Source organism: Paenibacillus sp. CFBP 13594, from assembly GCF_014842675.1.
Taxonomy (GTDB): Bacteria; Bacillota; Bacilli; order Paenibacillales; family Paenibacillaceae; genus Paenibacillus; species Paenibacillus amylolyticus_B.
Window position 1 is genome coordinate 316,046 of sequence record NZ_JACYVQ010000006.1, and the last position, 25,982, is coordinate 342,027.

At 45.1% G+C, this 25,982-nt stretch carries 23 protein-coding genes; 19 read left to right on the forward strand and 4 right to left on the reverse strand.

Going from position 1 to position 25,982, the window contains the following annotated elements; translation table 11 throughout:
* Positions 1–54: 54 nt before the first annotated feature.
* On the forward strand, positions 55–1,608 hold the full coding sequence (locus IFU39_RS20740) for an ABC transporter substrate-binding protein (protein ID WP_373419814.1): 1,554 nt from the start codon (positions 55–57) through the stop codon (positions 1,606–1,608).
* Positions 1,609–1,748: 140 nt separating this feature from the next.
* On the opposite strand, the gene IFU39_RS20745 is transcribed toward IFU39_RS20740, so the two are convergent.
* Both IFU39_RS20745 and IFU39_RS20750 read right to left on the reverse strand, forming a co-directional pair.
* Positions 1,749–2,900, reverse strand: coding sequence for an MGDG synthase family glycosyltransferase (locus IFU39_RS20745; RefSeq protein ID WP_192134641.1), 1,152 nt, complete (start codon positions 2,898–2,900; stop codon positions 1,749–1,751).
* A 50-nt stretch (positions 2,901–2,950) separates the two neighbouring features.
* Positions 2,951–3,478: a phosphatase PAP2 family protein gene (locus tag IFU39_RS20750; protein WP_017689668.1), complete on the reverse strand. Its 528-nt coding sequence runs from the start codon at positions 3,476–3,478 to the stop codon at positions 2,951–2,953.
* A 710-nt stretch (positions 3,479–4,188) separates the two neighbouring features.
* Between IFU39_RS20750 and IFU39_RS20755 the strand changes: the two genes are divergently transcribed.
* The 9 genes from IFU39_RS20755 to IFU39_RS20795 all read left to right on the forward strand — a co-directional run bounded on the left by IFU39_RS20755 (position 4,189) and on the right by IFU39_RS20795 (position 13,037).
* Positions 4,189–5,427 (forward strand): glycosyltransferase family 2 protein, encoded by a 1,239-nt coding sequence (locus tag IFU39_RS20755; RefSeq protein WP_036610177.1) that lies wholly within the window; start codon positions 4,189–4,191, stop codon positions 5,425–5,427.
* 334 nt (positions 5,428–5,761) lie between these two features.
* The gene (gene infC / locus IFU39_RS20760; protein WP_017689666.1) at positions 5,762–6,256 is read left to right on the forward strand and encodes a translation initiation factor IF-3; all 495 of its coding nucleotides are present in this window, start codon (positions 5,762–5,764) and stop codon (positions 6,254–6,256) included.
* Positions 6,257–6,280: 24 nt separating this feature from the next.
* Entirely contained in the window at positions 6,281–6,484 is a 204-nt protein-coding gene (gene rpmI, locus IFU39_RS20765; protein WP_017689665.1) for a 50S ribosomal protein L35, read from the forward strand.
* An 88-nt stretch (positions 6,485–6,572) separates the two neighbouring features.
* Complete coding sequence (gene rplT / locus IFU39_RS20770; protein ID WP_017689664.1) at positions 6,573–6,932, forward strand: 50S ribosomal protein L20; 360 nt, start codon at positions 6,573–6,575, stop codon at positions 6,930–6,932.
* A gap of 580 nt (positions 6,933–7,512) precedes the next feature.
* Positions 7,513–8,553, forward strand: a complete 1,041-nt coding sequence (locus IFU39_RS20775) for a BMP family lipoprotein (protein WP_091014850.1) — start codon at positions 7,513–7,515, stop codon at positions 8,551–8,553.
* A gap of 299 nt (positions 8,554–8,852) precedes the next feature.
* Positions 8,853–10,391 carry an ABC transporter ATP-binding protein gene (locus IFU39_RS20780; protein ID WP_192134643.1) on the forward strand — a complete coding sequence of 513 codons (1,539 nt, stop codon included), beginning with the start codon at positions 8,853–8,855 and terminating at the stop codon, positions 10,389–10,391.
* Positions 10,384–11,463, forward strand: a complete 1,080-nt coding sequence (locus IFU39_RS20785) for an ABC transporter permease (protein WP_192134645.1) — start codon at positions 10,384–10,386, stop codon at positions 11,461–11,463. The genes IFU39_RS20780 and IFU39_RS20785 overlap by 8 nt, the downstream gene beginning before the upstream one ends.
* On the forward strand, positions 11,464–12,426 hold the full coding sequence (locus IFU39_RS20790; RefSeq protein WP_192134648.1) for an ABC transporter permease: 963 nt from the start codon (positions 11,464–11,466) through the stop codon (positions 12,424–12,426).
* A gap of 218 nt (positions 12,427–12,644) precedes the next feature.
* Positions 12,645–13,037, forward strand: a complete 393-nt coding sequence (locus IFU39_RS20795; protein WP_192134650.1) for a hypothetical protein — start codon at positions 12,645–12,647, stop codon at positions 13,035–13,037.
* A 6-nt stretch (positions 13,038–13,043) separates the two neighbouring features.
* On the opposite strand, the gene IFU39_RS20800 is transcribed toward IFU39_RS20795, so the two are convergent.
* Complete coding sequence (locus tag IFU39_RS20800; RefSeq protein WP_237176231.1) at positions 13,044–13,487, reverse strand: GNAT family N-acetyltransferase; 444 nt, start codon at positions 13,485–13,487, stop codon at positions 13,044–13,046.
* A 602-nt stretch (positions 13,488–14,089) separates the two neighbouring features.
* Between IFU39_RS20800 and ilvB the strand changes: the two genes are divergently transcribed.
* From ilvB to IFU39_RS20820, 4 genes are all read left to right on the forward strand, one after another.
* Positions 14,090–15,841, forward strand: a complete 1,752-nt coding sequence (ilvB, locus tag IFU39_RS20805; protein WP_192134652.1) for a biosynthetic-type acetolactate synthase large subunit — start codon at positions 14,090–14,092, stop codon at positions 15,839–15,841.
* The gene (ilvN, locus tag IFU39_RS20810) at positions 15,838–16,320 is read left to right on the forward strand and encodes an acetolactate synthase small subunit (protein WP_024628317.1); all 483 of its coding nucleotides are present in this window, start codon (positions 15,838–15,840) and stop codon (positions 16,318–16,320) included. The genes ilvB and ilvN overlap by 4 nt, the downstream gene beginning before the upstream one ends.
* A 261-nt stretch (positions 16,321–16,581) precedes the next feature.
* Positions 16,582–17,574, forward strand: coding sequence for a ketol-acid reductoisomerase (gene ilvC / locus IFU39_RS20815; protein ID WP_192134654.1), 993 nt, complete (start codon positions 16,582–16,584; stop codon positions 17,572–17,574).
* Between the two features lie 139 nt (positions 17,575–17,713).
* Entirely contained in the window at positions 17,714–19,255 is a 1,542-nt protein-coding gene (locus IFU39_RS20820) for a 2-isopropylmalate synthase (RefSeq protein ID WP_192134656.1), read from the forward strand.
* A gap of 256 nt (positions 19,256–19,511) precedes the next feature.
* On the opposite strand, the gene IFU39_RS20825 is transcribed toward IFU39_RS20820, so the two are convergent.
* Positions 19,512–20,492, reverse strand: coding sequence for an aldo/keto reductase (locus tag IFU39_RS20825; protein ID WP_192134658.1), 981 nt, complete (start codon positions 20,490–20,492; stop codon positions 19,512–19,514).
* 233 nt (positions 20,493–20,725) lie between these two features.
* On the opposite strand from IFU39_RS20825, the gene leuB reads away from it, so the two are divergent.
* From leuB to IFU39_RS20850, 5 genes are all read left to right on the forward strand, one after another.
* Positions 20,726–21,811, forward strand: a complete 1,086-nt coding sequence (leuB, locus tag IFU39_RS20830; protein WP_192134660.1) for a 3-isopropylmalate dehydrogenase — start codon at positions 20,726–20,728, stop codon at positions 21,809–21,811.
* Positions 21,812–22,089: 278 nt separating this feature from the next.
* A complete protein-coding gene (locus IFU39_RS20835; RefSeq protein ID WP_036610146.1) occupies positions 22,090–22,629 on the forward strand; it encodes a peroxiredoxin in 540 nt (179 codons plus the stop codon).
* A gap of 355 nt (positions 22,630–22,984) precedes the next feature.
* Positions 22,985–23,401 (forward strand): hypothetical protein, encoded by a 417-nt coding sequence (locus tag IFU39_RS20840; RefSeq protein WP_017689649.1) that lies wholly within the window; start codon positions 22,985–22,987, stop codon positions 23,399–23,401.
* 384 nt (positions 23,402–23,785) lie between these two features.
* Positions 23,786–24,892, forward strand: a complete 1,107-nt coding sequence (locus IFU39_RS20845) for an ATP-binding protein (RefSeq protein ID WP_192134662.1) — start codon at positions 23,786–23,788, stop codon at positions 24,890–24,892.
* Between the two features lie 121 nt (positions 24,893–25,013).
* Positions 25,014–25,979: an AAA family ATPase gene (locus tag IFU39_RS20850; protein ID WP_192134664.1), complete on the forward strand. Its 966-nt coding sequence runs from the start codon at positions 25,014–25,016 to the stop codon at positions 25,977–25,979.
* Positions 25,980–25,982 lie beyond the last annotated feature (3 nt).

Sequence of the window (25,982 nt, forward strand, 5' to 3'; positions counted from 1 at the left end):
CTGAAACATGGCGAGTCTGCGCTAACATATAAAGGTTCACCATAAAAAGGGAGGATGCGTATGCGTAACAAAACAATTCGGCACCTGTCTCTGGTACTTGCCCTGATGTTGTTCGCCGGGGTACTTGCCGCATGTAATAACGGTTCGGGGGGATCGACGCAAGGAAGCGAGCAGGGAGGAACATCCGGGAACAAAGGCGAGAAAGTCACGCTTCAATTTTACATGCTTGGGGATGCTCCGAAAGATCTGCCTGTTATTGAATCTGAGATCAATAAGCTGGCGGAGGCTGATCTGAACGTCAATGTGAAATTCAACTACACCTCATGGACCGACTGGGATCAAAAATATAAACTGCTGCTGTCTTCGGGACAGCCGATCGATCTGATCTTCACAGCGGATTGGACATTCTACCAGTCCTATGCCAAGAAGGGCGCGTTCCTGCCACTGGATGAAATGTTGCCTACAGCAGCGCCAGCACTGAAAGCTCATGTCCCTGATGACATGTGGAATGCTGTCAAAATCAATGACAAAATCTATACTGTTCCATCCACTTGGATTGAGTATGTAACCGAGGGGATTGCGTACCGTGAGGACTTGCGCGAGAAGTACAATCTTCCAAAACCGGAATCATTGGAGACGCTCGAAGCGTATCTGGAGGGCATCAAAGCCAACGAACCCAATATGATTCCTATTGCGGATAGCAATGCCAACCATACCCATGGTATTCGTCAATTGACATCCAAGCTGGTTAATACAGCAGGTCAACTTCCATATGGACTGGATATTATGTATGACACACCATCAACCGTGACGCCCTACTGGGGATCCGCGCAACACCTGGAAGACCTGAAAACATACAAACGTTGGATGGATAAAGGATTTTTCCCGAAAAACGTACTGAATGTAAAAGATACATCCAACTCGTTGTTGCAAAATGGAAAAGCGGCTGTTGTTCTGTCTGGGGAAAACCCTAACAAATTTAATGCAGATGTAATCAAGGTGCAGTCTACGCATCCAGATTGGAAATTGGCTTATTTCCCTTACCCGAATGCAAAAGGGTTTGCACAACCGGTTCACCCGATCCACAATGGTTTTGCGATTCCGCGTAGCAGTAAAAACCCGGAAAAAGCATTGGCATTTTATGAGAAACTGGTGACAGATAAACGATATAACTGGTTGACTGAATACGGCGTTGAAGGCAAAAACTTCGAGGTAGATAATGGATACTACAAAATGGTCGGAGATGCACAAACAAACGGCTTCCCGCGTGAGGGCATGAATGGGTGGGCTTGGCGTAATCCGGAATTCATGCTCTATGATAAAACCTTTGATGACGTGCTGACCATGTTTGAAGATCTCGACAAAATCAAAAAGCCGGATATCTTTACAGGATTTGCTGAAGACTGGACTCCGTACCAAGCCGAGAAGGCTGCATTGGAACAAGTGGAAAAACAATATTTGTATCCGCTTAATGTAGGTTTGGTGGCAGACGTAGAGGCTGGATTGAACACATTTATGGAGAAGGCGAAGCAAGCAGGATTGGAAAAAATTCAGGCGGAATACACCAAGCAGTGGCAGGAGTACTTGAAGTCAACAGGCATTCAATAATTTGTACTTTCCTTCATAAAGAAAAGGTGCCTTCAAATCCGAAGGCACCTTTTCAATGTGGTTGCAGGCTTGTTTGAAGCCGTTGGTTAGAGGCATGATTGGATAAAGATTACGGGAAGCAGCACTTTATTTGGATAAATTCATAAACGGGCCTCTTCTGCGGATGAAGGACGAACGTCCTCCAGCAGATCGATAATACTTTGAGCGCTCTGCATCGGATGAACCTTGGCGATTTCGGCCAGATGACGTTTGCGTTTACGTACAACATCCGGGTAGTGATGCAACAGCTTGTTCATCCATTTGACCACTACGTCATGCGAAGTTATGGGTTCTCCCAATCCTCTTGCCGTAAAATAATGGACGTTTTCTTCTTCCTGACCAGGTATAGGGTTGTGGAACAACATTGGAATTCCTTTGGCCAAGCCTTCACTGCATGTCATTCCCCCAGGTTTGGTGATCAGCAGGTCGGATACTTCCATCAATTTGTCCACTTCGTTGGTGTACCCCATAATATGAATGTTTTCTTTGCGATACATGGGGTTCTGTTCCATGCTGATCCGTGTTTTATCATTGCGACCCAGACAAAAAATGATCTGAATATCTTCATGCCAGCGTGTCAGCAGCGGGTGGACCAGCTTGTCACTGAGCATTCCCCAGCCGCCACCCATCACCAGTACAGTAGGCATGTTCTTGAGGTTAAATCTGTTTCGAATCTCTTCTCGCCCGGGATGCTCCCAGAAATTTGGATGTACCGGAATGCCCGTGACTCGAATGTTGTCTGTAGGTACGCCGCGTAGCATTAGTTTGGACTTAACCTCATCTGAAGAAACCAGATAAAGGTCTACTTCACGGTTAATCCACGTCCCATGTGCATCATAGTCGGTGATGACTGTGCATAGGGGAACCTGTACACCCAGACGCTTCAGTCTGGATATGACAGCACTTGGAATCGGATGTGTACAGACGATTGCATCGGGACGTAACTGGCGCACAACGCTGCGTGTATGTGTATAGAACAGTTTATGCAGCGCCAGTGTTGTCAGCCTGTTTAATGATTTTTTATATTGGTGTCTGTATACGTATCCGACAAGTTTGGGTTGGTTGGTAACCGTTTTTTTGTATGCTGTTATAATCAGAGGTGCAACCTTGGGATTTAAGAAACTTCCCAGTTCAAGCACTTTTGTCTGCACGTCTGGCGAAAGCTTTCGCAAATTGCTGGACAGTGCATAGGCGGCTTGAGTATGACCCGTACCAAAGCCTTCAGATAATAGTAATACTCTTTTTTTCTCCACGCTTGCTTCACCTGTTCCTGCTAGGTTTTTCTGAGTCTAACATATCGGCTTTAAGACCAGAATGCAACTGTTGCAAGTGCGACTAAAGTACCTATTGTGGCACCTGCCAGAACATCGGAAGGATAGTGTAATCCCAGATAAATTCGAGAGAATCCGACAATAAGGGCCACAGGCAACAATATTAGCAATAAGATCGGATCAGTGGTCATAAAGGGAACTGTGACCGAAAAAATGGCAGTTGTGTGCCCTGAAGGAAACGAGTGATCCGTCAGGGGATTACGGAACGTAATTGTATCCGGCAAGGCCAGATAAGGTCGAATGCGGGGATACAATTTTTTCGCGATGGCTACAGGAATGTGGCTGACCGCAAGAGCGATACAAGCCTGGAGTCCTGTTGTGCTCCATGGGGCTGGAGCAAGCAGCCAGATTAACAAGGATATTGCAATAGAAGATGTTGCTCCACCCAGATGGGTGAAATAATACAGCCAAAAATTCATAAAACGATTATGAAGTCGGCCGTTGATCCACATAAAAACATTTCGATCATAATCTTGAAACTTTAAGAATAAACGGCTCATATTGGCCTCCTGCCAGTCAGGCCGCCCGTAATGGCGGCATTATTTCCGGTGATTTTCTGCATCCGGTTTCGTCCTGATTAGTATATAACCGTTTTTCGTGAACTTGAGGTTATTTCAGGTATATGTTTATCATATTTTTAAATGTTGTCCTTTTCAAGAAGAACCCATGTAAAGAAAGTGAAATTCATGTTAAAGAGTGGATATATACCCATCTTAACTTTTTGACTTGGGTCAACCAAAAAAGATACAATGATTCAACATGGCTGAAATGAGGTAAAAAAATGTGAGTTCTGTTTCAAACTTTTTGAGTTCTGTTTGCGTTATTTGTTATAGAGCCTCTGACGAAGAATAACATGCTGATGAAAAAAGCAGGGACTTTAGAAATAAAAATCAAGTAAACGGCTGAAAATAAGATATAACAGGCATGAATGCGAGGTTGTGGTATCACGAAGTGTCTATTCAGCGTTTAAAGATCACATTTCTGCTTCAGAAAGTGGAATTGGGGTTTTGACAAATGACTGAAAAGGATACAGAATCGATAAAGCAGCCAACTGATAGCAACCAAGCTTTGAAACATTGCCTGATATATTCACGTAGTACACAAAAGAACAGGGTCATATTCTGCAGATCAAAAAAAAATAAATTGCAGAATCAGGAAGAGAAATGCTTGAGTAAACTGGGTTTTGAAAAAAAGGGGGTAACAGAGAACGATGTTGGACGCTATATTCGTCACGATGCAGGTCATTCTGGCACTGCTAGCCGTGTACCAATTCACGTTTTCGCTGTTCGGTCTGATTAAGAAAAAGAAAAAGAAACATTATCCGGCGACAAAATCATTCGCTGTACTCGTCGCAGCACACAATGAGGAACAAGTCATTGGTGCCTTGATGGAGAACTTGAAACAACTTGATTATCCGGAAGATCTGTACGATGTGTTTGTCATCTGTGACAACTGTACGGATGGAACGGCTCAAATTGTCAGAGAGCATGGATTAAACGCCTGTGTACGTACCAATGCCGATTTAAGAGGTAAAGGGTACGCCATCGAATGGATGCTTAAGTACCTGTGGAAATTGCCACGTCAGTATGACGCAGTTGTTATGTTTGACGCGGATAACCTGGTTGACCGTAACTTCTTGCTTGAGATGAATGATGACTTGAACAATGGTTCGCGTGTTATCCAAGGATACATTGATACAAAAAATCCGGAGGATTCCTGGATTACTGCAGCTTATGGTGTATCTTACTGGTACATCAACCGTCTGTGGCAGTTGTCTCGTCATAACTTGAATATGGCGAATTTCCTCGGAGGAACCGGAATGTGCTTTGAGACCAACCTGTTGAAGGAAATTGGTTGGGGTGCAACAAGTCTGGTTGAGGATTTGGAGTTTACGATGCGCAGTGTGCAACGTAATGTGTATCCTGTTTTCAACTATGACGCCAAAGTATTTGATGAGAAGCCATTAACATTCAAAGCTTCAGCGAGACAACGTCTGCGCTGGATGCAAGGTCACTTTACAGTTGCGCGTAGATACTTCTTCCCGCTGCTATGGCAGTCCATTAAGGAAAGAAGCCTAGTGAAATTCGACCTTGCTATCTATGGAGCCAATGTCTATGTGGTGTTGCTTACGTTCCTGATGACGGCTGTGATGTGGGTAGACATGGCTATATTCAGTGGTCCGCACATTGCTAATATTTATGGATACTTCCCATTATGGGTTGGGTTCGTGGCTATTGGTTTGAACATTCTAACGTTCCTGTTGTCCATGGCGCTGGAGAAGGTTACCTTTGCCAAAGTTTATCTATATCTGATTTTGTTCCCGATCTACCTGCTGTCTTGGTACCCGATTACGTTCTACGCTTTCTTTACGCAGAACAACAAACAGTGGAGCCACACTCAACATACACGTGTTGTACGGTTGGATGAGGTGCAAAGCAAACAAGGGTAAGGAACATGCATGCGATAATTTGTTGACATCTGATATCACAAATGTATAATTCACGAAAAATGTTGTGAAGAATGTTGACAATGTATTTCATGGGTGATATAGTATTCAAGTGCCTTAAAACGAATAGAAATGGAATCACAAGCAGAAGTCCGACTTCTCACCTGATCAACAAACATGTTGGCTGGTCAACGATCCCAATAATTTATGAAGTGTATACTCATGAAGAATTGTGTTGATTACAGGGATGTCGGTAGCTTGACCGGCATCCCTTTTATTTTTGTTTAACTGGATATTCAAAATGACCTGGAGGTGGACGATTATTAGTAAAGATCACATGATTAATGATGAGATTCGGGCGAAGGAAGTACGCCTTGTCGGAGCTGAAGGAGAACAAATTGGGATTACGCCCATTCGCGAAGCACTGCAAATGGCGATTGACCTGAATTTGGATCTGGTCAATGTGGCACCACAGGCTAAACCGCCGGTGTGTCGTATTATGGACTATGGCAAATTCCGCTATGAGCAACAAAAGAAAGATAAAGAAGCCCGTAAGAACCAGAAAATTGTTGATATTAAAGAAGTATGGTTCCGTTCCAATATTGAGGAGCACGATTATCAAACGAAGCTTCGTAATGTAGTTAAGTTTTTGAACGAAGGCGACAAAGTGAAATGTTCTGTTCGTTATCGCGGACGTGAAATTGCACATGCCGCGATTGGTCAACGGATTTTGGAGCGCGTTAAGGTAGAAGTTGCAGAACTTTGTACTGTTGAACGTCAACCAAAATTGGAAGGCCGCAGTATGATCATGATCTTGGCTCCTAAAGCCTGATAACATTGGAGGAGGAAACACAAAATGCCTAAAATGAAAACACACAGCAGTTTGAAAGGACGCTTCAAAATTACCGGTTCCGGTAAAGTCCTTCGTTACAAAGCTCACAAAAACCACTTGCTTTCCCACAAATCCAAACGTGCTAAGCGCGTTCTGAACGGTAACCCAGTTATGGCTGCCGGGGATGTTAGACGTTTGAAACAAGGTTTGGCTAACTTGAAAGGCTAATTCTAATTAGTACATTCCGTATGGGGGATCGGCTACGGCCGTACACATACCACGGATATATTTATATTTATTTGGGAGGTTCTTTAATATGGCAAGAGTAAAAGGCGGTTTTGTAGTACGTCGTCGTCATAAAAAGGTTTTGAAACTGGCAAGAGGTTATTTCGGTTCCAAACACCGTATCTTTAAAACAGCTAACGAGCAAGTAATGAAATCCCTGGTATACGCATACCGTGACCGTCGCAACACGAAACGTAACTTCCGCAGACTGTGGATCGTTCGTATCAATGCAGCAGCACGTATGAATGGTTTGTCTTACAACAAACTGATCCATGGTTTGAAACTTGCTGGAGTAGACATGAACCGCAAAATGTTGGCTGATCTGGCCGTTAACGACATCAATGCGTTCAACTCTTTGGCTACTGTAGCTAAAGGCAAAATCAACGCTTAAATTGTATGATCCAAGCCGCCGTACCTATATGGCGGCTTTTTTTACGGCTTGGAAGAAATTCGAAGATGAATCTCTGAATGAGTAGAGCGAATAGGCTGTAGTCTGGAGGGGAACAATGAAACCAGATAACTGGTTGAATAACCGTCCATGAGAATACATAAAATACGAACGGTGAAATAATACAAATGAATACAGGTGAATCCCACTCATCACTAAAGTTCACGATATGTTTTTGTGATATAACATCACATCATTGTAACGTTAGTGTGTTAAAACGCTAAATTATTAAGCGTTTTCAATAAAAAAAGAACAAAAATATGTGATATTTGGTGATGAAACATCTGGATTTTAACACTGGTTGATTGTATAATCACCTCTAGTAGGCTAGTCCTAGATTTTTCTCTCCATGTCATAATGTTCGGTTTTTCGACAGATGATAGGATGCCACAAGGGTGAAAATGCGCTTTGAATGTCGAAGAAACCATACATTCTGCATAAAAGTCATTTCTGCTATCTGTTAACCGTTCAATTGTAGGCTGGATTGGAATGAGGGATATATCATTAAGGGGGAAAAAGAGAAATGAAAAAGATGCTCAGCTTGTCTTTGGTAATGTTGCTGGCGGTATCGGTTATGCTCGCGGGTTGCGGTAGCAAACCGAAAGAAGAAACAAATGCCGGAGGAGATACAGGTGGAACTCCCACTGAAGCGAAATCCGATCTCAAAATCGGTATGGTTACTGACGTAGGTGGAGTTAATGACAAATCCTTTAACCAATCCGCTTGGGAAGCTCTGCAAGCGACTGAAACAGAAACAGGTGTAGCAGTTAAATACCTGCAAAGTAAATCCGATGAAGAGTACATTCCTAACTTGAACGAATTCGTCAAAGGTGGATATGATCTGACTTGGGGTATCGGTTTCCAATTGGCTGATGCAATCAAGACTGTAGCTGAGCAAAACCCTGATTCCAAACTCGCGATCATCGACAGTGTTGTTGATGCTCCTAACGTTAAATCCGTAACATTTGCTGAAGAAGAAGGATCTTACCTGGTTGGTGTTGTGGCTGGTCTGACAACAAAATCCAACAAAATTGGTTTTGTAGGTGGTATGGAAAGCCCACTGATCAAAAAGTTTGAAGTAGGATTCAGAGAAGGCGTTAAAGCAGTTAACCCTGATGCTCAATTCATTTCTAACTACACAGGTGCATTTGATAAACCTGACTTGGGTAAAGCAGCAGCAGCGACACTTTACAATGAAGGCGTAGATATTATCTTCCACGCTTCTGGCGCAACAGGTAATGGTGTGTTTAACGAAGCAAGTGCTCGTAAGAAACAAGGTCAAGATGTATGGGTTATCGGTGTGGACAAAGACCAATCTCTTGAGTTTGGTGATGAGATCACATTGACTTCCATGATCAAAAAAGTTGACGAAGCAGTTAAGCGCGTTAACAAAGAAGTAGTTGATGGTACATTCGCTGGCGGTTCCGAGAACCTGACTTTGAAAGAAAACGGCGTAGGTATTGCTGATACTTCTACTGCCAATGTATCTGCTGATACACTTGCAAAAGTGGAAGAGTACAAAGAAAAAATCATCAGCGGCGAAATCAAAGTTCCTACAGAGTAATTTTGATCTTAGTCGCAAATGAATAATCATTGGGGCCGGTCTTGACCGGCCTTATGATTGCAAGAACAGGAACATTTGATCAAGTCATCATAACAATTGTACAAGGTCACTGTGCACCAACGCTCCGGTAGGAGCTTTTCTTAAGATAATGGAATTGATATGTTCTTAATGAGCTGAACCATTCGATTATCGCAAGAAAAACTTCAGCTAAGCGCGGTCTGTCTTCTTTGAAAGTACGTCGATAGACGTTTTTTTTTACGTTTGCGGAACCACACTATATCAGTTATAAGGGTGATTACATGGGTGCAGCAACCCCCGTCGTTGAGTTAAAACAAATTACGAAGCGTTTCCCAGGCATTGTTGCCAACGACGCCATCAGCCTTCAGCTTCGTAAAGGCGAGATCCATGCGCTACTGGGCGAAAATGGCGCTGGTAAGTCAACGTTGATGAATATTGTATTTGGTCTCTATCAGCCAGATGAAGGTTCCATTGAAGTGAATGGCAAGCCTGTCATCATCGACAGCCCTAACCGAGCGATCGATCTTGGCATCGGCATGGTGCATCAGCACTTTAAGCTTGTACAGCCGTTCACGGTAACAGAGAACATTATTTTGGGATCTGAACCAACGAAGGGTCTCAATATTAATTATAAAAAAGCAGCCGCTGAAGTTCAGCGTCTATCCGAACAGTATGGACTGAAAGTAAATCCTCATGCCAAGATTCATGATATCTCTGTCGGAATGCAGCAGCGTGTGGAGATTGTTAAAACTTTGTATCGCGGTGCGGACATTCTTATCTTTGACGAGCCTACAGCCGTATTGACTCCTCAAGAAATCAAAGAACTGATGATCATCATGAAGAAGCTCGTCGCAGAAGGCAAGTCAATCATCTTGATTACGCACAAATTGAAAGAGATTATGGAAATTTCCGACACCGTAACGATTATTCGTCGGGGTAAAGTCATTGATTCCGTCAAAACTTCGGAAACGAACCCGAATGAGCTGGCAGAGAAAATGGTGGGGCGGAATGTCACATTCAAAGTGGACAAAAAGCCGGCTACACCTGGAGCCAATGTGCTCGAGGTTAGCAAACTAACTTCCAAGAACAAAGAGGGTATTGCAGTTCTGAATCAACTTAACCTGAACGTTCGTGCTGGAGAGATTGTTGGAATCGCAGGCGTGGATGGTAACGGTCAAAGCGAACTGATTGAAGCCCTTACCGGACTTCGTAAAGTCGACAGTGGTTCAATTCTTTTGGAGGGCAAGGAGCTGTCCAATCATTCTCCGCGCCATATCTCGGAGTCGGGTGTAGCCCACATTCCGGAAGATCGACATAAACACGGACTTGTACTTGATTTTTCAGTGAGCGAAAATATCGTTCTGGAATCGTACTATAAAGCACCATACACCCGTAAGGGGTTCCTTAACTTCGATGCAATCAAAAAGCAGGCAAAGCGGCTTGTGGAGGCATTTGACGTGCGTACACCAAGCATCGAGACCAAAGCCCGTTCCTTGTCCGGGGGGAACCAGCAGAAGGCTATTATCGCGCGTGAGGTGGATAAAAACCCTGAATTGCTTATTGCTGCACAGCCAACCCGTGGCTTGGACGTAGGGGCTATTGAGTTCGTGCAAAAGCAGTTGATTGCACAACGCGATCAAGGCAAGGCTGTTCTGCTAATTTCATTTGAACTGGATGAGATTATCAATGTATCTGACCGAATTGCTGTGATCTATGAAGGCCAGATCGTTGGCGAGGTGCTGCCGGAAGAAACCAATGACAGGGAGCTCGGCTTGATGATGGCGGGCAGCACCCAAAAGAGAGGTACTGCGCATGAATAACGTATTGAAATGGTTTACCCGAGATTCATTTATTTTGCCTGTAGTCGCCATTATTATGGGTCTGATACTCGGTGGGGTTGTCATGCTGATTGGTGGCTACAATCCAATTGAAGCCTATGGTGCACTGTTCACCAAGGTATTTGGTGACATGTACAACTTTGGTGAAGCAGTACGGGAAATGACACCACTAATTATGACTGGACTTGCATTTGCATTTGCATCCCGTGCAGGGTTGTTTAATATCGGGGGAGAAGGTCAATTTCTCGTTGGTATGACCGCTGCAACATTTGTTGGTGTTAAATTTGCAGGTTTGCCGATCTACCTTCATGCGCCACTGGCTTTGATTGCCGGTGCATTGTTTGGTGGTCTGTGGGCCGCTATTGCTGGTTATCTGAAGTCGGCACGTGGGGTCAATGAAGTTATCAGCAGTATCATGTTGAACTGGATTGGTCTATATCTGGCGAACCTTATCGTACGCCAATTTTTGTTGTTAAAGGGCGAGAATCGTTCGGTGGATATCAGCGAATCGGCTTCGATCAGTCTCACATGGTTATCTGAACTAATGGGTAACTCCCGTGTGCACATGGGTACATTGATTGCCCTTGTGATGGCTGTGCTCTTTTATATCTATATGTGGAAAACTAAACAAGGTTTCGAAATTCGCGCGGTAGGTTACAACCCGAATGCGGCTGAATATGCAGGTATGCATGTTAACCGGAATATCGTAAAAGCAATGTTTATCAGTGGTATGCTTGCCGGACTTGGTGGTGCATTCCAGGTTCTTGGTGTGTTCCATTACCAGACTGTAATGTCGGGTTCACCAGGTACAGGTTTTGACGGAATAGCAGTTGCCCTGATTGGTTTGAATCATCCGTTTGGGGTGTTGTTGGGTGCGGTGTTGTTTGGTACCCTCACATACGGATCTGCAGGTATGAGTTTTGCTGCGGACGTTCCGCCTGAGATTATTCGGATTGTGATCGGTTCGATTATCTTCTTCATTGCGGCACAAGGCATCGTGCGCTGGATACTCAAACCGTTCTATTCGAAGCGTAAGAAAGAGAAGGTGTTGTAGATGGACTTGTTGACAATTGGGCAAATTATCAATACGACGCTTGTCTTTGCTACGGCATTGATTTTTGCATCACTCGGCGGAATTTTTTCGGAAAAATCAGGGGTAACGAACCTTGGACTTGAAGGCTTTATGGTCTTTGGTGCCTTTGCAGCTGGTATCGGGGCGCATTATGCTCAAGAAGCGGGCATGGGCGGAACGACGTCGGCCTGGATGGGGGTTCTGCTTGCGATTGTATTAGGCATACTGGTATCGTTGATTCATGCCGTTGCGTCTATCACATTTAAGGCAGACCAGATTATCAGTGGTATTGTCATTAACTTTTTGGCAGCAGGAAGTACGTTGTACTTGGTTAAACTGTTGTTCGAAGGTTCTGGTGATTCACCGTTGGTTCAAGGCTTCAGCAAGTTTGATGTGCCGTTCTTGAAAGACATTCCTTTGCTTGGAGAAGCCTTCTTCAAGAACGTATATCCAACGACATATCTGGCCATTCTGTTCGTATTCTTGACGTATTACATTATGTTTAAAACGCCATTTGGTCTGCGCCTTCGTTCTGTAGGTGAACATCCAAGTGCGGCTGATACAGTTGGTGTTAAAGTACGTCGTTATCGCTATGTTGGCGTTATGATCAGTGGTGCGCTTGCTGCCATTGGTGGTGCTGCAATCACGTTGACGACTACGGGTACTTTCTCACACAATACGGTTTCCGGCCAAGGTTATATTGCCATTGCAGCTATGATCTTTGGTAAGTGGAATCCGATTGGTGCGTTTGGTGCGGCTGTCTTCTTTGGATTCTCACAAGCAATCCGAAACTATGTGCAGTTGTTTGAATGGTCACAAAGTATTCCCCAGGAAATTATTTTCATGTTGCCATACCTGCTTACCATCATCGTTCTCGTTGCAGCGGTTGGACGTTCTTCGGCTCCGTCTGCACTCGGTGAAGCGTATGACCCGGGGAAAAGGTAGCAACGTGCAACATGTCAATTTATTATTCAAAAGCTTGATAAAAGGGTCCGCCTTGTGCGGGCCTTTTTTTTGTTTGCTTGAGAGTTGTCAAGCGACTTTTTCACATTTACTTTGGTTCTCGTGCAGATACCCATATTTTCAGGTAGGGACAAAGAAACAGGCGAATTCGGTCATGGACGAATACACTGTTTTGAACGATCCGAGGAGGAGGGGAAAGTATGAAACAACAAGTTACGCGTGATGAAGCGATGAAACTAATAGGCAAAAATATTGTTGCAATCAAAAAAGACGGCACTCGGGTTACGGGAAAGCTGTTAAAAGTATCGGGCAACAAACTGGTTCTGAAGCGTCTGAATGGCAAAAAAGTACGTACTAAAGCGATTCTGCCACTGGTATTATTTGATCTGCTTGCTATAGCCACACTGCCTTATGCTTATGGCGCTGGTCCCGGCTTCGGTCCCGGATATGGACCTGGACCAAAACCAGGCCCAGGTTATGGTCCAGGCTACGGACCGGGATATGGTGGACCTGGAGGACCTGGAGGCGGTTTTGGCCCGGGACTTGGATTCGGCCCTTATGGTCCGGGTCCACGACCACCAGGATTTTTCTAGGACATTCTATAAAGTCTTTTCCAATTCGTAGCAGCGGCTTATCATGATGTATCGAATGGCGCTGTATCCATTTTTTTGATAAAACTGAAGTCCTTTGGTATTGCCTTCATCCACCATTACTTTAGATCTTCGACAACCTCGGGATGCCGCAAAGCTCTCTGCTTTGAGCAATAAAGTTTGCCCGTAACGTTTGCGTTGCTCTTTCGGGCTAACGGCCATCATATCGACATAGAGCAGTTCCCCATGCATGAGAAAATGGATGAATGCCACAGCAGCTTTATCTGGCTCCGGCGAGACAACAAAGGTCATGCCCCTGTTCATTCGCAGGGGTATTTCTTTGCGGATTTTATTAATTTCCTTTTCGCTCATATGAGATAAAGGAACAAGTTGAGTGTCAATCAGCTTCATGATGGCGCCATCATCCAGCTTGGATGTGCGTTGCCGAATCACCATACGGAGCCTCCTTTCAGGACCAGTCGTGCTGCTCGTATATCCTATGCCCGAGGCAAGATAAAAGGTGACTGAATGAAGCACCGGGATTAGGGCAACCTTAAAGGTTGAAGAGGGAGGAAGGAAGGTTCTCTGAATTTTTATGCAAAACAGGTATTGACTTATCGGTTGGAGGAATCATATAATGTTCCTAACATTTAACGAGAATATTTCATCGGCTATGAAGAGGACGAAGTTTTAAGGGCTCTTTTGCTCAGAGAGTGGCTGGAATTGCTGAAACCACCACCATTATCCCTTATATACGAGCTCACCTCGGAGCTGTTTTCCTGAAAAGCACTGGATGTCACTCCTTTCGCGTATTAGGGAAAATCGTATGTCTGCGTTACAGACAACAGGTATGGGAAACGACTGTGTTCGTTTGAGCTATCGTTTTGTTATACCTGGTAAGGTCCGTTATTGCGAAATTTCGGGCAAAGTTGGGTGGTACCACGGAAGCGATAACCTTTCGTCCCTCGCAAGCATGAACTTGTTTGCAGGGATGGAAGGTTTTTTTTGTAACTTTAAATGTCAGAATGGTGTAAATTCCGAGAGGAGGATGACTGATGGGAGCTCAAATTCCAGAAGTACGGTCAACAGATGAATTACGTGAAAAATGGATGAAGCCGGAGGTCATTAGCGGATCCGAAATTCTGCTGAGAAGCTTGTTACTTGAAGGTGTCGAATGCGTATTTGGTTACCCGGGCGGCGCAGTGTTGTACATTTACGATGCGATGTATGGTTTTGAGGATTTCAAACACGTTCTCACTCGTCACGAACAAGGGGCAATACATGCAGCTGACGGATATGCACGTGCAAGTGGCAAAGTTGGTGTCTGCATCGCTACTTCCGGACCAGGAGCAACGAATCTGGTTACGGGTATTGCAACAGCGTATATGGATTCAGTACCACTCGTAGTCATTACGGGGAACGTTATTTCGAGCCTGATCGGTTCAGATGCTTTCCAGGAAGCGGACATTACCGGGATTACAATGCCAATCACGAAACACAGTTACCTGGTGAAAGATGTAAAAGATCTGTCCAGCATAATTCATGAGGCATTCCATATTGCCAATACCGGTCGTAAAGGTCCTGTACTGATCGACATCCCAAAAGATGTATCGGCGAACAAAACATTGTTTGAACCGACAACTGAACCTGTTATATTGAGAGGGTACAATCCACGGACAGTACCAAACAAACTGCAGGTTGACCGTTTGGCTCAAGCCATTCAGGAAGCAGAGCGTCCAATGATTCTGGCTGGTGGCGGTGTGGTATACTCGGGAGGACATGAAGAACTGTTCGAGTTTGTTGAGAAGACAGGTATTCCAATCACAACGACTCTCCTTGGTCTAGGCGCATTCCCAAGCGGTCATGAATTATGGACGGGTATGCCAGGTATGCATGGAACGTACACATCCAATCAGGCTATTCAAAAAGCGGATCTGCTGATTAATATCGGCGCACGCTTCGATGATCGGGTTACAGGTAAGCTGGATGGATTCGCTCCACATGCCAAGATCGTTCATATCGATATTGATCCGGCTGAGATTGGTAAAAACATTGCAACCGATATTCCAATCGTTGGTGATGTGAAGACCGTACTGGAAATAGCCAACAAAGAAGTTGGACGTGCCGAGCGTGCAGATGCATGGAGAGACCAGATCAAACAGTGGAAACAAGAGAAACCTTATAGCTATACCGATTCAGACGAAGTGCTGAAACCACAGTGGGTTGTTGAAATGCTGAATGATACAACCAAAGGTGAAGCGATTGTGACTACGGATGTGGGACAGCATCAGATGTGGGCAGCACAGTACTATAAATTTAATCAACCGCGTTCATGGGTAACTTCGGGTGGTCTCGGAACAATGGGCTTTGGATTCCCTTCTGCCATAGGTGCTCAGATGGCCAATCCGGACAGACTCGTTATCTCCATTAACGGTGACGGCGGAATGCAGATGTGTTCCCAAGAACTTGCGATCTGTGCCATTAACAATATACCGGTTAAAATTGTAATCATTAACAATCAGGTACTTGGAATGGTTCGTCAATGGCAAGAAATTATCTATGAGAACCGTTACAGCCATATCGATCTGGCAGGAAGTCCGGATTTTGTAAAATTGGCTGAAGCTTATGGTGTAAAAGGTTTGCGCGCAACCAACAAGGAAGAAGCCGAGCGTGCTTGGCAGGAAGCTTTGGATACACCGGGACCGGTCGTTGTTGAATTCGTAGTACGCAAGGAAGAAAATGTATATCCAATGGTTCCGCAAGGAGCGACAATTGATCAAATGCTGATGGGGGATGCTGACGAATGATAAGACATACGATCTCGATACTGGTAAACGATCAGCCTGGCGTCCTTCAGCGGGTATCAGGGTTGTTCGGTCGACGCGGATTTAATATTGAGAGTATTACAGTAGGTCAATCGGAAGAACCCGGACTCTCCCGGATGGTTATTGTCACCATTGGTGACGATAAAACACTGGAGCAGATTGAGAAACAATTGTACAAAATCATCGATGTTATTAAAGTGGTTGATTTTAGCCTGAAGCCGATGGTAGCCCGTGAACTTGCCCTGATCAAAGTTAAAGCAGAGCCTTCCGAGCGTCCTGAGATTCTGGGTGTGGTAGAAACATTCCGCGCATCCGTTGTAGATGTTGGGCCAGGCAGTCTGATTGTACAGGTGGTCGGAGATACGGACAAAATTGATGCCATGATTGAATTGCTCAAGCCATATGGCATTCGTGAATTGTCCCGTACAGGCATAACTGCATTGGTACGCGGCAACGTATAAAGTTATAATGAATGAAGAGGGACGACGGTTAGCTAACGTATATATAGTTGATCTTAGGTGAATGTCAGTCCCTTAATAGTTGTAATGTAACATTTTAGTGATGTAACGCTTGAAAATATAGCTACATTCCCGCATTAATGGGCGGGTGTCTGAACGGATCGATCAGACCAGCGATGCTTTGGACACTCCAAACGAGTCGGTCCCTTGAGACACCCGCTCATTAATGAAGGGTTCTTTACAATAAAAGGAGGACTTATAAACATGCCAGTAACTACTTATTATGAACAGGATGCAGAGCTTAACGTATTGAAAGGAAAAACGATTGCGGTAATCGGTTATGGTAGCCAGGGCCACGCCCAAGCCCAAAACCTTCGTGATAGCGGATTGAACGTAGTCATCGGACTTCGTGAAGGTAAATCCTTCGACTCCGCAAAAAATGACGGATTTGAAGTTCTGTCCCCGGCTGAAGCTACAAGCCGCGCAGATGTAGTTCAAATCCTGCTGCCAGACGAAACTCAAGCTTCCGTATACAAAAACGAAATCGAACCAAACCTGAAAGAAGGCGCTGCATTGCTCTTCTCACACGGTTTCAACGTTCACTTCGGTCAAATCGTTGCTCCAAAAAACAGTGATGTATTGCTGGTAGCTCCTAAGTCCCCTGGTCACATGGTACGTCGTACTTATGTGGAAGGTTTTGGCGTACCGGGCCTGATTGCGATCGAGCAAGATGCAACAGGTAAAGCGAAAGAAATCGGTTTGGCTTATGCTAAAGGTATCGGTTGTACACGCGCAGGGGTTATCGAAACTTCCTTCCGTGAAGAAACAGAAACAGATCTGTTCGGTGAGCAAGCTGTTCTGTGTGGTGGCGTGAGTGCATTGGTAAAAGCTGGATTCGAAACATTGACAGAAGCGGGTTATGCTCCTGAAATGGCATACTTCGAATGTCTGCACGAACTGAAGCTGATCGTTGACATGATGTATGAAGGCGGACTCGCAAGTATGCGTGATTCCATCAGTAACACAGCTGAGTACGGTGACTACGTAACTGGACCTCGCGTTGTAACTGAAGATACGAAGAAAGCAATGAAAGAAGTGCTGACGGATATCCAACAAGGTAAATTCGCTCGCGACTTCATCTTGGAGAACCAATCCGGACGTGCATTCTTGACAGCAACTCGTCGTAACGAAGCTGAACACCCAATCGAAGTGGTTGGCGGACAATTGCGTGAGATGATGCACTGGATCAAGAAGTAAGCATTAACTTATAGAATATGCACTTTAAGGTATTCAAGTAAACTTAGAGCTTTAACTGGGAATAGCGGCCGTGCTTATGCGTGAGCCGCTATTGCTGGTTCAGAGAAACATTATAATACAAGTACAGGAGGTGCGAAGCGTGCGTAAAATCTATGTATTTGACACAACGCTGCGTGATGGAGAGCAATCCCCGGGAGTCAATCTGAACACTCGTGAAAAGGTGGAAATTGCCCATCAGCTCGAGCGGCTTGGTATTGACCGGATGGAAGCTGGTTTCCCGGCGGCATCTCCAGGTGACCTGGCGGCTGTCAATGCAGTAGCAAAAGCGGTCAAAAATGTAACTGTAATTGGCTTGTCCCGTTCGAGAGAGCAAGATATTGATGCGGTTAAGGAAGCACTTAAAAGTGCACAGGACCCATGCATTCACGTTTTCCTGGCAACTTCGCCTATTCACCGTCAACATAAATTGCGCATGGACAAAGGGCAGGTCCTGGATACGGCTCGTTCCGCGATTCGTTATGCGAAGAAAACATTTTCGAAGATCGAATTCTCGCTTGAGGATGCGGGTCGGACCGAGTATGATTTCCTCGTGGAAATGGTGAATATGGCTGTCGAAGAAGGTGCATCCGTGGTGAATATTCCGGATACGGTTGGCTATCTGAGCCCATATGAATACGGAAACATTTTTAAACATCTCAAGGAGAATGTGCACGGTATTGAAAAAGTACAGCTAAGTGCCCACTGTCATAATGACCTAGGTATGGCTACTGCCAATACACTTGCAGCTATTCTCAACGGAGCCGATCAGATCGAAGGTACGATCAATGGTATTGGTGAACGTGCCGGCAACACGGCGATCGAGGAGATCGCTATGGCGCTGGAGACACGTCAGGAGTTTTTCCAGGCGAAAACTTCACTGCAGTTGTCTGAGATTGCACGGACCAGTCGTCTGGTTAGCCGTTTGACAGGTATGGTTGTGCCAGGCAATAAAGCCATTGTTGGGGCGAACGCCTTCGCACATGAATCCGGAATTCACCAGGACGGCATGCTGAAGGAAAAAACCACGTACGAAATTATGACGCCAGAGTCTATCGGTTTGAAGGAAAGTAAGCTCGTACTGGGTAAACATTCCGGTCGTCATGCCTTCCGTGAGCGTTTGATTGATCTGGGATATGAGTTGGAAGAAGAAGCGTTGAATCGTGCTTTCGCTCAGTTCAAAGATTTAGCTGATAAGAAGAAAGAAGTGACTGACGAAGATCTGCTCGCCGTCATTGAAGAGAAATTGCAGGATGCACCTGAGGTGTATAAACTGGAATCCATCTTCGTAACGTACGGAGATGAATCGGTTCCAACGGCCAAAGTCCGCATTGCAATGCTTGACGGGGATACGATTGAGAAGCAGGCAGAGGGTAACGGATCAGTAGATGCAATCTACAATGCAATTGACCAAGTGAGTGGGGAAGACGTAACGTTATCTGACTACTCCATCAAATCGGTAACGCATGGTAAGGATGCATTGGGTGAAGTACATGTTGTGCTGACTCAAAACCAGGTTTCGGTACAAGGACGTGGCGTAAGCACAGATATACTTGGTGCAAGTGCACGTGCTTATGTGGACGGCCTGAATCAATTGATTGAAAAACGCAAGACATATACGAACCGTGTTAACGTGAACCTGTAGGGTTCCGGTGCAGTGAGCACGAATTCTTTAGTGAACTGAAATTCAAGCTGGAATTCATCTGTCAGGATGATCTATTTTAACTCCTTATTTGGATAAGGGATTTTTCCGCCTGCTATGCTCTGTTCACTGAGAAGCGTAAAGAGTCTGACTCTCTTGTCGAGGGTCAGACTCTTTTGTTTGTATTTATATGATTATAGCAATGAAACACAGTACATTTTATGGGTACCTTTTTGCATTGAATTACGCTATCAAGTGATTACCACGCGTATGCATTAGGTGCATGTCCACCTGGACCCGGGAAAATCACATCCAGACGTTTGAGCACGGCTTCATCCAAAGTCACATCCAGACATTTGAGTGCGGTCTCAAACTGCTCCAGTGTACGTGGTCCAATAATCGGGGCAGTTACTGCCGGATTGGCTGCAACCCATGCCAAAGCCACCGTATCCTGCGGTTCGCCGAGATCACGACAGAGTGCGGCGAAGTCTTCAAGCTGAGTTTGCTGCTGCTCAATCCGTCCAGCGATGCCTCCGCTGCGCGTTCCTTCCAGTTTCTGTAGAGCGTTCCGTCCCAGTAATCCACCATCCAGTGGACTCCATGGAATGACGCCGAGACCCAGCTCTTTGGCGGCAGGCAGTACTTCCAACTCAGGCAAACGACAGTTGAGGCTATATTTATGTTGTTCGGAAACCAGGCCGAGGAAGTGACGATTGTTGGCTTCGCTTTGAGCGATTGCAATCTGCCATGCAGCAAAGTTACTCGATCCTACATAACCGATTTTACCCTGGTGAACGGCATTCTCGAATGCGCCCCACAGCTCGTTCCACGATACGGCAGGGTCTACATGGTGCATCTGATACAACTCGATATGATCCGTCTGCAAGCGGCGGAGGGAACCTTCCAGATGACGTCTGATTTTGTAGGCAGAGAGGCCGGCTTCGTTGTTGGGACCGTCGGTATCATCATGCATGGAGCCATAAACTTTAGTGGCCAGAACCACTTTTTCGCGTCTGCCTCCGCCCTGATTGAACCAGCGTCCAATAATTTCTTCGGTAAGCCCAGAATTTTCACCCCAGCCGTAGATGTTAGCGGTATCAAAAAAGTTTACGCCTGCATCGAGTGCTGCATCCATAATGCGGAAAGCTTCTTTTTCATCTGTAGCGGGCCCGAAATTCATGGTACCGAGACAGATTCGGCTGACCTTGAGTCCAGATTTACCCAAATACGAATATTGCATGTTGCTTATCCCTCCTGCGTACCTGATTTGAATTCAGCTATATTTTAACTCAGCCGGGAGGTCAGAACAACTTGGAAAGGCTATTCTCTATTGGCTTATAGGTAAAATCTATTAAAGTCATAGATTGTATATCTTGGTCAAATGACCTTGGAATATGATACAAAAGAGAGAGTTAATATGAGACGTTACATTAAGAATCATTAATGAGTGAAATATAAGGAGTGAATAACCCAATGGCAGACGTGAAAAAAATTGCAGTTATTGCAGGTGACGGAATCGGCCCTGAAGTCGTAGCTGAGGCTGAGAAAGTGCTTAAACGTACGGAGGAAGTATTCGGTTATCGTTTTGAGACAGAGCACGCGCTGTTTGGCGGAATTGCAATCGATGAGAAGGGCACACCTCTTCCTGAAGAAACACTGAGCGTATGTAAAAGTGCAGATGCCGTCTTGCTTGGAGCAGTTGGCGGTCCAAAATGGGATAACAACAGCAAGGAGCTTCGCCCGGAGACAGGCCTGTTGGGAATCCGCAAAGCACTCGGATTGTTCTCCAACCTGCGTCCGGCTGTCGTATTTGATTGCCTGAAGGATGCTTCAACTCTGAAGCCGGAAGTACTTGAAGGTACAGATCTGATGGTGGTACGTGAGTTGACAGGTGGAATTTACTTCGGTGAGAAGTTCAGACGTGAAAGTGCACAGGGCGAAGAAGCTGTAGATACATGTGCATATAATGTAACGGAAGTAGAGCGGATCGTTCGTCAAGCATTCGAAATTGCGCAAGGACGTCGCAAAAAGCTGGCTTCTGTAGACAAAGCCAACGTGTTGGAAACTTCCCGTCTCTGGCGTGAAGTCGTTAACCGGGTAGCACCAGATTATCCGGATGTTGAACTGGAGCATGTGCTTGTAGACAACTGCGCGATGCAATTGCTTCGTCGCCCAGCCAGCTTCGATGTCATCGTAACGGAGAACATGTTCGGAGATATCTTGAGTGATGAAGCAGCGATGTTGACTGGTTCCATCGGTATGCTCGCATCTGCGTCACTGGGAGAGGGCAGCTTCGGACTCTATGAGCCGGTACACGGTTCTGCACCTGATATCGCAGGTCAAGGCCTAGCTAATCCAATTGCAACCATTCTCTCTTTGGCGTTGATGTTCCGCACGACCTTTGGATATACAGAGGGTGCAGATGCCATTGAAGCAGCTGTGTCGGATGTATTGAACGCAGGACACCGCACAAGTGATATTGCTGTAGACAAGAGCACAGCGATCAGCACGACCGAAATGGGCGATTTGATCGTAGCGGCTATTCAGAAACAGGCGTAATTATATTACCACCAATATGGCAGCCCTTTGTTTCCAGTTATGGAATGAACAGAGGGCTGTTCCTTTCTGATTTTTGCCACGAAAAATCCTTATTTATAATTATTATAAAAAAATAATGTTTATAATCTTGACTTTGGCAAGTCCGGATGATAACATTTTACTTGTACTTGTTATCAAGGTTCAAATCATTTTAATTACAGGAAAAGCGTTCGCGTTTTTCTTGATGATGAGCAATCCGTAAGGATGCTTACATAATCCCAAAGGAGGAATTTTTAGTTATGGCAGAACGTTTGGTTGGTAGACCAGCACCGGATTTCGCAATGGAAACAGTATCGGGAGATGGACAAGATTTTGGTTCCGTTAAACTGTCCGATTATCGTGGCAAATGGCTTGTATTCTTCTTTTATCCTTTGGACTTCACATTTGTGTGCCCAACTGAAATTACAGCTTTGAGCGTTGCTTCCGAGCAATTCAAAGCTTTGGATACTGAAATCCTTGGCGTGAGCGTAGACTCCGTACACAGCCACAAAGCATGGATCAATACACCTGTAGACAGCAATGGTCTGGGTCAATTGAACTTCCCACTGGCTTCCGATATCACGAAGCAAGTAGCTAAAGATTACGGCGTTCTGATCGAAGAAGAGGGCGTAGCATTGCGCGGCTTGTTCATCATCGATCCAGAAGGCGAATTGAAATATCAAGTGGTTAACCACAACGATGTAGGCCGTAGTGTTGAAGAGACACTTCGCGTACTGCAAGCACTGCAATCCGGCGGATTGTGTGCAATGAACTGGAAACCAGGCGACACTAACCTGTAAGCCAGGTTAACTTGAACGGTTTTTGTTCAAGCCCTCATCCCGTTAGGGATTGAGGGCTTTTTGCACCCTTTTGCCTAAATTTATCACGAAGTTAATCAAAAGTGTTTGAACAAGCAGCTAAGCGTGTTAATAATATATTAGAAGAAAGTCTTCTTTTATCTGTTGAAAGAGGAATTGATGGCCTTTAAGGCGAATAGGGTATGGAAACCCGGTAAATATTCCGGTGCTCTGCATTTATAATCTGTACATGAATGTGATACACTGATGGAACTATTCCTTTTCGGAAGTGCTGGAAGTGTACGGGATTGCATTTTAACAAAAAAGTCCCGGCACGTAATAAGGAGGGTGAACAAAAATGAGTTACTGTTGTGGGGCAAGTATGGTTGGAACGAAGGGCACGCTGAAGCATTACCGCACCCAGGTTCATAATGTTCCCCTGCTGTTTTGCCCGGTGTGTCATCGGGTTGAGGTGCATTATAAAGTTGAAAACGAATATGAAATTCTGGCTGAATATGCGCATGGTGACGGTGCATCTGAGATCGACTTTCAAGATTATGTTACAGAAGACGAGGATGCAATTTTCGAAAACTGTGTGAACCGTGAGAGTGAGGACGCCATGGTCATTGTACAGCGCCAGATTGATATGGCTCTGGATTTGCTAAGGCTCGCCAAAGAAACCAAAGACGAGAAGTGGGAAAGCGAACTTAAACGTCGATTAGCTGTGATGAGTCAGCGCAGACTGAAAATTCAGCATAATAAGACCGGACTATAGATAATCTTGAATATATCACAAGTTAAAGATATTAAAAACGAAGCTGATTTGCCCGAGGGGGTGAGACGGCTTCGTTTTTGTGCGTTAGTTCTGGGACTAATTCGAGGTTTTTTTTAAAATAATTTCCATTCGACACTTTCTCCGATTGACTCTCTTCTATAAACTTGTCTATGATAAAAACAGACTTGCAAAAGAGGCGGAGCAAAAAATGTTCGTGTTTGGGAATAGTCCAACTTGAGTTCCGGACATGCCATCCATATTTTCGGCTCACCCCCCAACGAAAGGGCACCGGTAATGAAAAATAAAATCGGCCCTTCCTGTTTCTGTGATGATATGATGTCCGAATGGCAAGTTTATCATTTACGTGAAAAGGAGGAACCTGACGTGATTAGTGAATTTCAGGATACAGTGCCTCAATCAACGGACGGATTCCCACCTGTGCATCTGGATTACAACAAGTATGAGAACGTACTGGAGCATCTGGATAGCGGTATTATGTTGTTTGACAGTCACGGTGTATTGACCTTTATTAACGTTCAGATGGCAAAGTTGTTGGAGCTTCCAAGAAGTCTATTGAGCGGCTGTACCCTGATGCAAATGCTGCATCATCCACAAATGAGCCGATTCAAGAAAAAGAAAATTCTACGAATCTATCGGGAAACCATCTTCCACCGTAAGCGCTATCATGAATTGATTGATGAGTACGGAAGGCATTGGCTGGTTACTGTAACGTATGGTGATCAGATGGATGGCGACTTCTTGTTCAGTGTCAAGGATGTATCTGATTATAAACAAATTGAACAGACTGCTTATCAAAATGACAAACTTGCGATGCTGGGGCGGATATCAGCATCTATTGCTCATGAAATTCGTAATCCGTTGACCGCAATCCGTGGGTTCATCCAATTGCTTAGACCCCATTTGCTGCAGCTCGGCAAAGACGAGTACGCTCGAATCATACTGACGGAGATTGATCGGGCGAACGACATCATCTACGAATTTTTGAATTCTTCCAAACCGTCAGCTCCACAGAAGACCGTGATGTCCGTTGACTCTTTGCTCAAAGAGGTGGTCTTGCTGACAGAAAGTGAAGGTTTAATGAAAGGGTGCGAGATCATACTGGATGAAGGGGATGCCCCGCTGAATGTGTCCATTGATGTCAAACAGATTAAGCAGGTTATTTTGAATATGGTAAAAAATGCAATGGATGCCATTGAGGAAGTCGGCGAAGAGCATACCGGTCTAATTCGAATATCTACTGCTACGGAAAACAAGTTCGTGCAGATCTCCATTGAGGATAACGGTCAAGGAATGGACCATAACACGCTTGTACGTCTGTTTGATCCATTCTTCACGACCAAGGAGAGCGGAACGGGGCTTGGACTCTCGGTGAGTTACCGGATCATCAAGAATCATGGAGGTACCATCTCTGTCGATAGCAAAAAGGGCGAAGGTACACGGTTTATGATTATGTTACCCTTGGTATATTGAGAAAAGCGGGGAATAAGGGAGTTGGCCATTTGCCGACTCCTTTGTTTTATGTTGCCAATTAGGGTTATAGTTAGTAATGAATGCGAATACATAAGCTCCATAACGGAAGGATGAGATGCAGATGGAAATCCAAGACATGGAACGAATGAATCAACAATTGATGGATCACGTGGGAAAAGTAATTGTGGGTAAAGAGCATACCATAGAGTTGGTGATGACAGCGATCATAGCGTCAGGACATGTGCTGCTGGAGGATGTACCAGGTACCGGGAAAACGATGCTCGCCAAATCGGTAGCCTCTTCATTGGACTGCACATTCCAGCGGATACAGTTTACACCGGACTTGTTGCCCTCTGACTTAACAGGTATTCATTTTTTTAATCAAAAAGAAGGTGATTTTGAATTCAGACCGGGGCCTCTGTTCGCTAATCTTGTATTAGCCGATGAGATTAACCGGGCTACACCGCGTACGCAATCAAGCTTGTTGGAGTGCATGGAAGAGCGCCAGATCAGTATCGACGGCTCAACGAGACAGCTGGAACGGCCATTTATCGTTATTGCCACCCAGAACCCCGTGGATAACCAAGGAACTTTTCCACTACCCGAGGCTCAGATGGATCGGTTTATGATGAAAATTCGCATGGGTTATCCAAGCAGTGAAGAGAGTGTAGAAATTTTGAGACGTACGGTAGCCAGTCGTTCTGTTGATGATCTCACGTCAGTGATCAGTCGTGAAGAACTTTTGAAGGCGCAGGATACGTATAAAACCGTGCAAATCAACGAAGATTTGCTGCGGTATATCATTCAGTTAACCGAAGCGACAAGGCAACATCCCGAACTCTCGCTTGGCGTAAGTCCACGCGGAGCTCAGGCATTACTCAAGGCGAGTCAGGCCTGGGCTGCACTTCATGGCAGAGACTTTGTTTTGCCGGATGATATTAAAGTTCTGGCGGAACCCGTGCTCGCCCACCGACTTGTATTCCGTAACCGGATCAGACAACAAGAAGGCTTGGCAGAGCGTATCATCCAGGAACTTCTGAATCAGACAGAAGTGCCAACGGAGAACCTCGCTACAAGCGGGCGTTAGTCT

What these genes read in the sequence shown, in the direction of transcription:
- IFU39_RS20785 (WP_192134645.1), top strand. Translation starts at nt 10,384, where the DNA reads ATGAATAACGTATTGAAATGGTTTACCCGAGATTCATTTATTTTGCCT.
- IFU39_RS20825 (WP_192134658.1), bottom strand. Translation starts at nt 20,492, where the DNA reads ATGCAATATTCGTATTTGGGTAAATCTGGACTCAAGGTCAGCCGAATC.
- IFU39_RS20755 (WP_036610177.1), top strand. Translation starts at nt 4,189, where the DNA reads ATGTTGGACGCTATATTCGTCACGATGCAGGTCATTCTGGCACTGCTA.
- rplT (WP_017689664.1), top strand. Translation starts at nt 6,573, where the DNA reads ATGGCAAGAGTAAAAGGCGGTTTTGTAGTACGTCGTCGTCATAAAAAG.
- IFU39_RS20790 (WP_192134648.1), top strand. Translation starts at nt 11,464, where the DNA reads ATGGACTTGTTGACAATTGGGCAAATTATCAATACGACGCTTGTCTTT.
- IFU39_RS20780 (WP_192134643.1), top strand. Translation starts at nt 8,853, where the DNA reads ATGGGTGCAGCAACCCCCGTCGTTGAGTTAAAACAAATTACGAAGCGT.
- IFU39_RS20835 (WP_036610146.1), top strand. Translation starts at nt 22,090, where the DNA reads ATGGCAGAACGTTTGGTTGGTAGACCAGCACCGGATTTCGCAATGGAA.
- infC (WP_017689666.1), top strand. Translation starts at nt 5,762, where the DNA reads ATGATTAATGATGAGATTCGGGCGAAGGAAGTACGCCTTGTCGGAGCT.
- IFU39_RS20775 (WP_091014850.1), top strand. Translation starts at nt 7,513, where the DNA reads ATGAAAAAGATGCTCAGCTTGTCTTTGGTAATGTTGCTGGCGGTATCG.
- IFU39_RS20795 (WP_192134650.1), top strand. Translation starts at nt 12,645, where the DNA reads ATGAAACAACAAGTTACGCGTGATGAAGCGATGAAACTAATAGGCAAA.
- leuB (WP_192134660.1), top strand. Translation starts at nt 20,726, where the DNA reads ATGGCAGACGTGAAAAAAATTGCAGTTATTGCAGGTGACGGAATCGGC.
- ilvN (WP_024628317.1), top strand. Translation starts at nt 15,838, where the DNA reads ATGATAAGACATACGATCTCGATACTGGTAAACGATCAGCCTGGCGTC.
- ilvB (WP_192134652.1), top strand. Translation starts at nt 14,090, where the DNA reads ATGGGAGCTCAAATTCCAGAAGTACGGTCAACAGATGAATTACGTGAA.
- rpmI (WP_017689665.1), top strand. Translation starts at nt 6,281, where the DNA reads ATGCCTAAAATGAAAACACACAGCAGTTTGAAAGGACGCTTCAAAATT.
- ilvC (WP_192134654.1), top strand. Translation starts at nt 16,582, where the DNA reads ATGCCAGTAACTACTTATTATGAACAGGATGCAGAGCTTAACGTATTG.
- IFU39_RS20750 (WP_017689668.1), bottom strand. Translation starts at nt 3,478, where the DNA reads ATGAGCCGTTTATTCTTAAAGTTTCAAGATTATGATCGAAATGTTTTT.
- IFU39_RS20740 (WP_373419814.1), top strand. Translation starts at nt 55, where the DNA reads ATGCGTATGCGTAACAAAACAATTCGGCACCTGTCTCTGGTACTTGCC.
- IFU39_RS20840 (WP_017689649.1), top strand. Translation starts at nt 22,985, where the DNA reads ATGAGTTACTGTTGTGGGGCAAGTATGGTTGGAACGAAGGGCACGCTG.
- IFU39_RS20850 (WP_192134664.1), top strand. Translation starts at nt 25,014, where the DNA reads ATGGAAATCCAAGACATGGAACGAATGAATCAACAATTGATGGATCAC.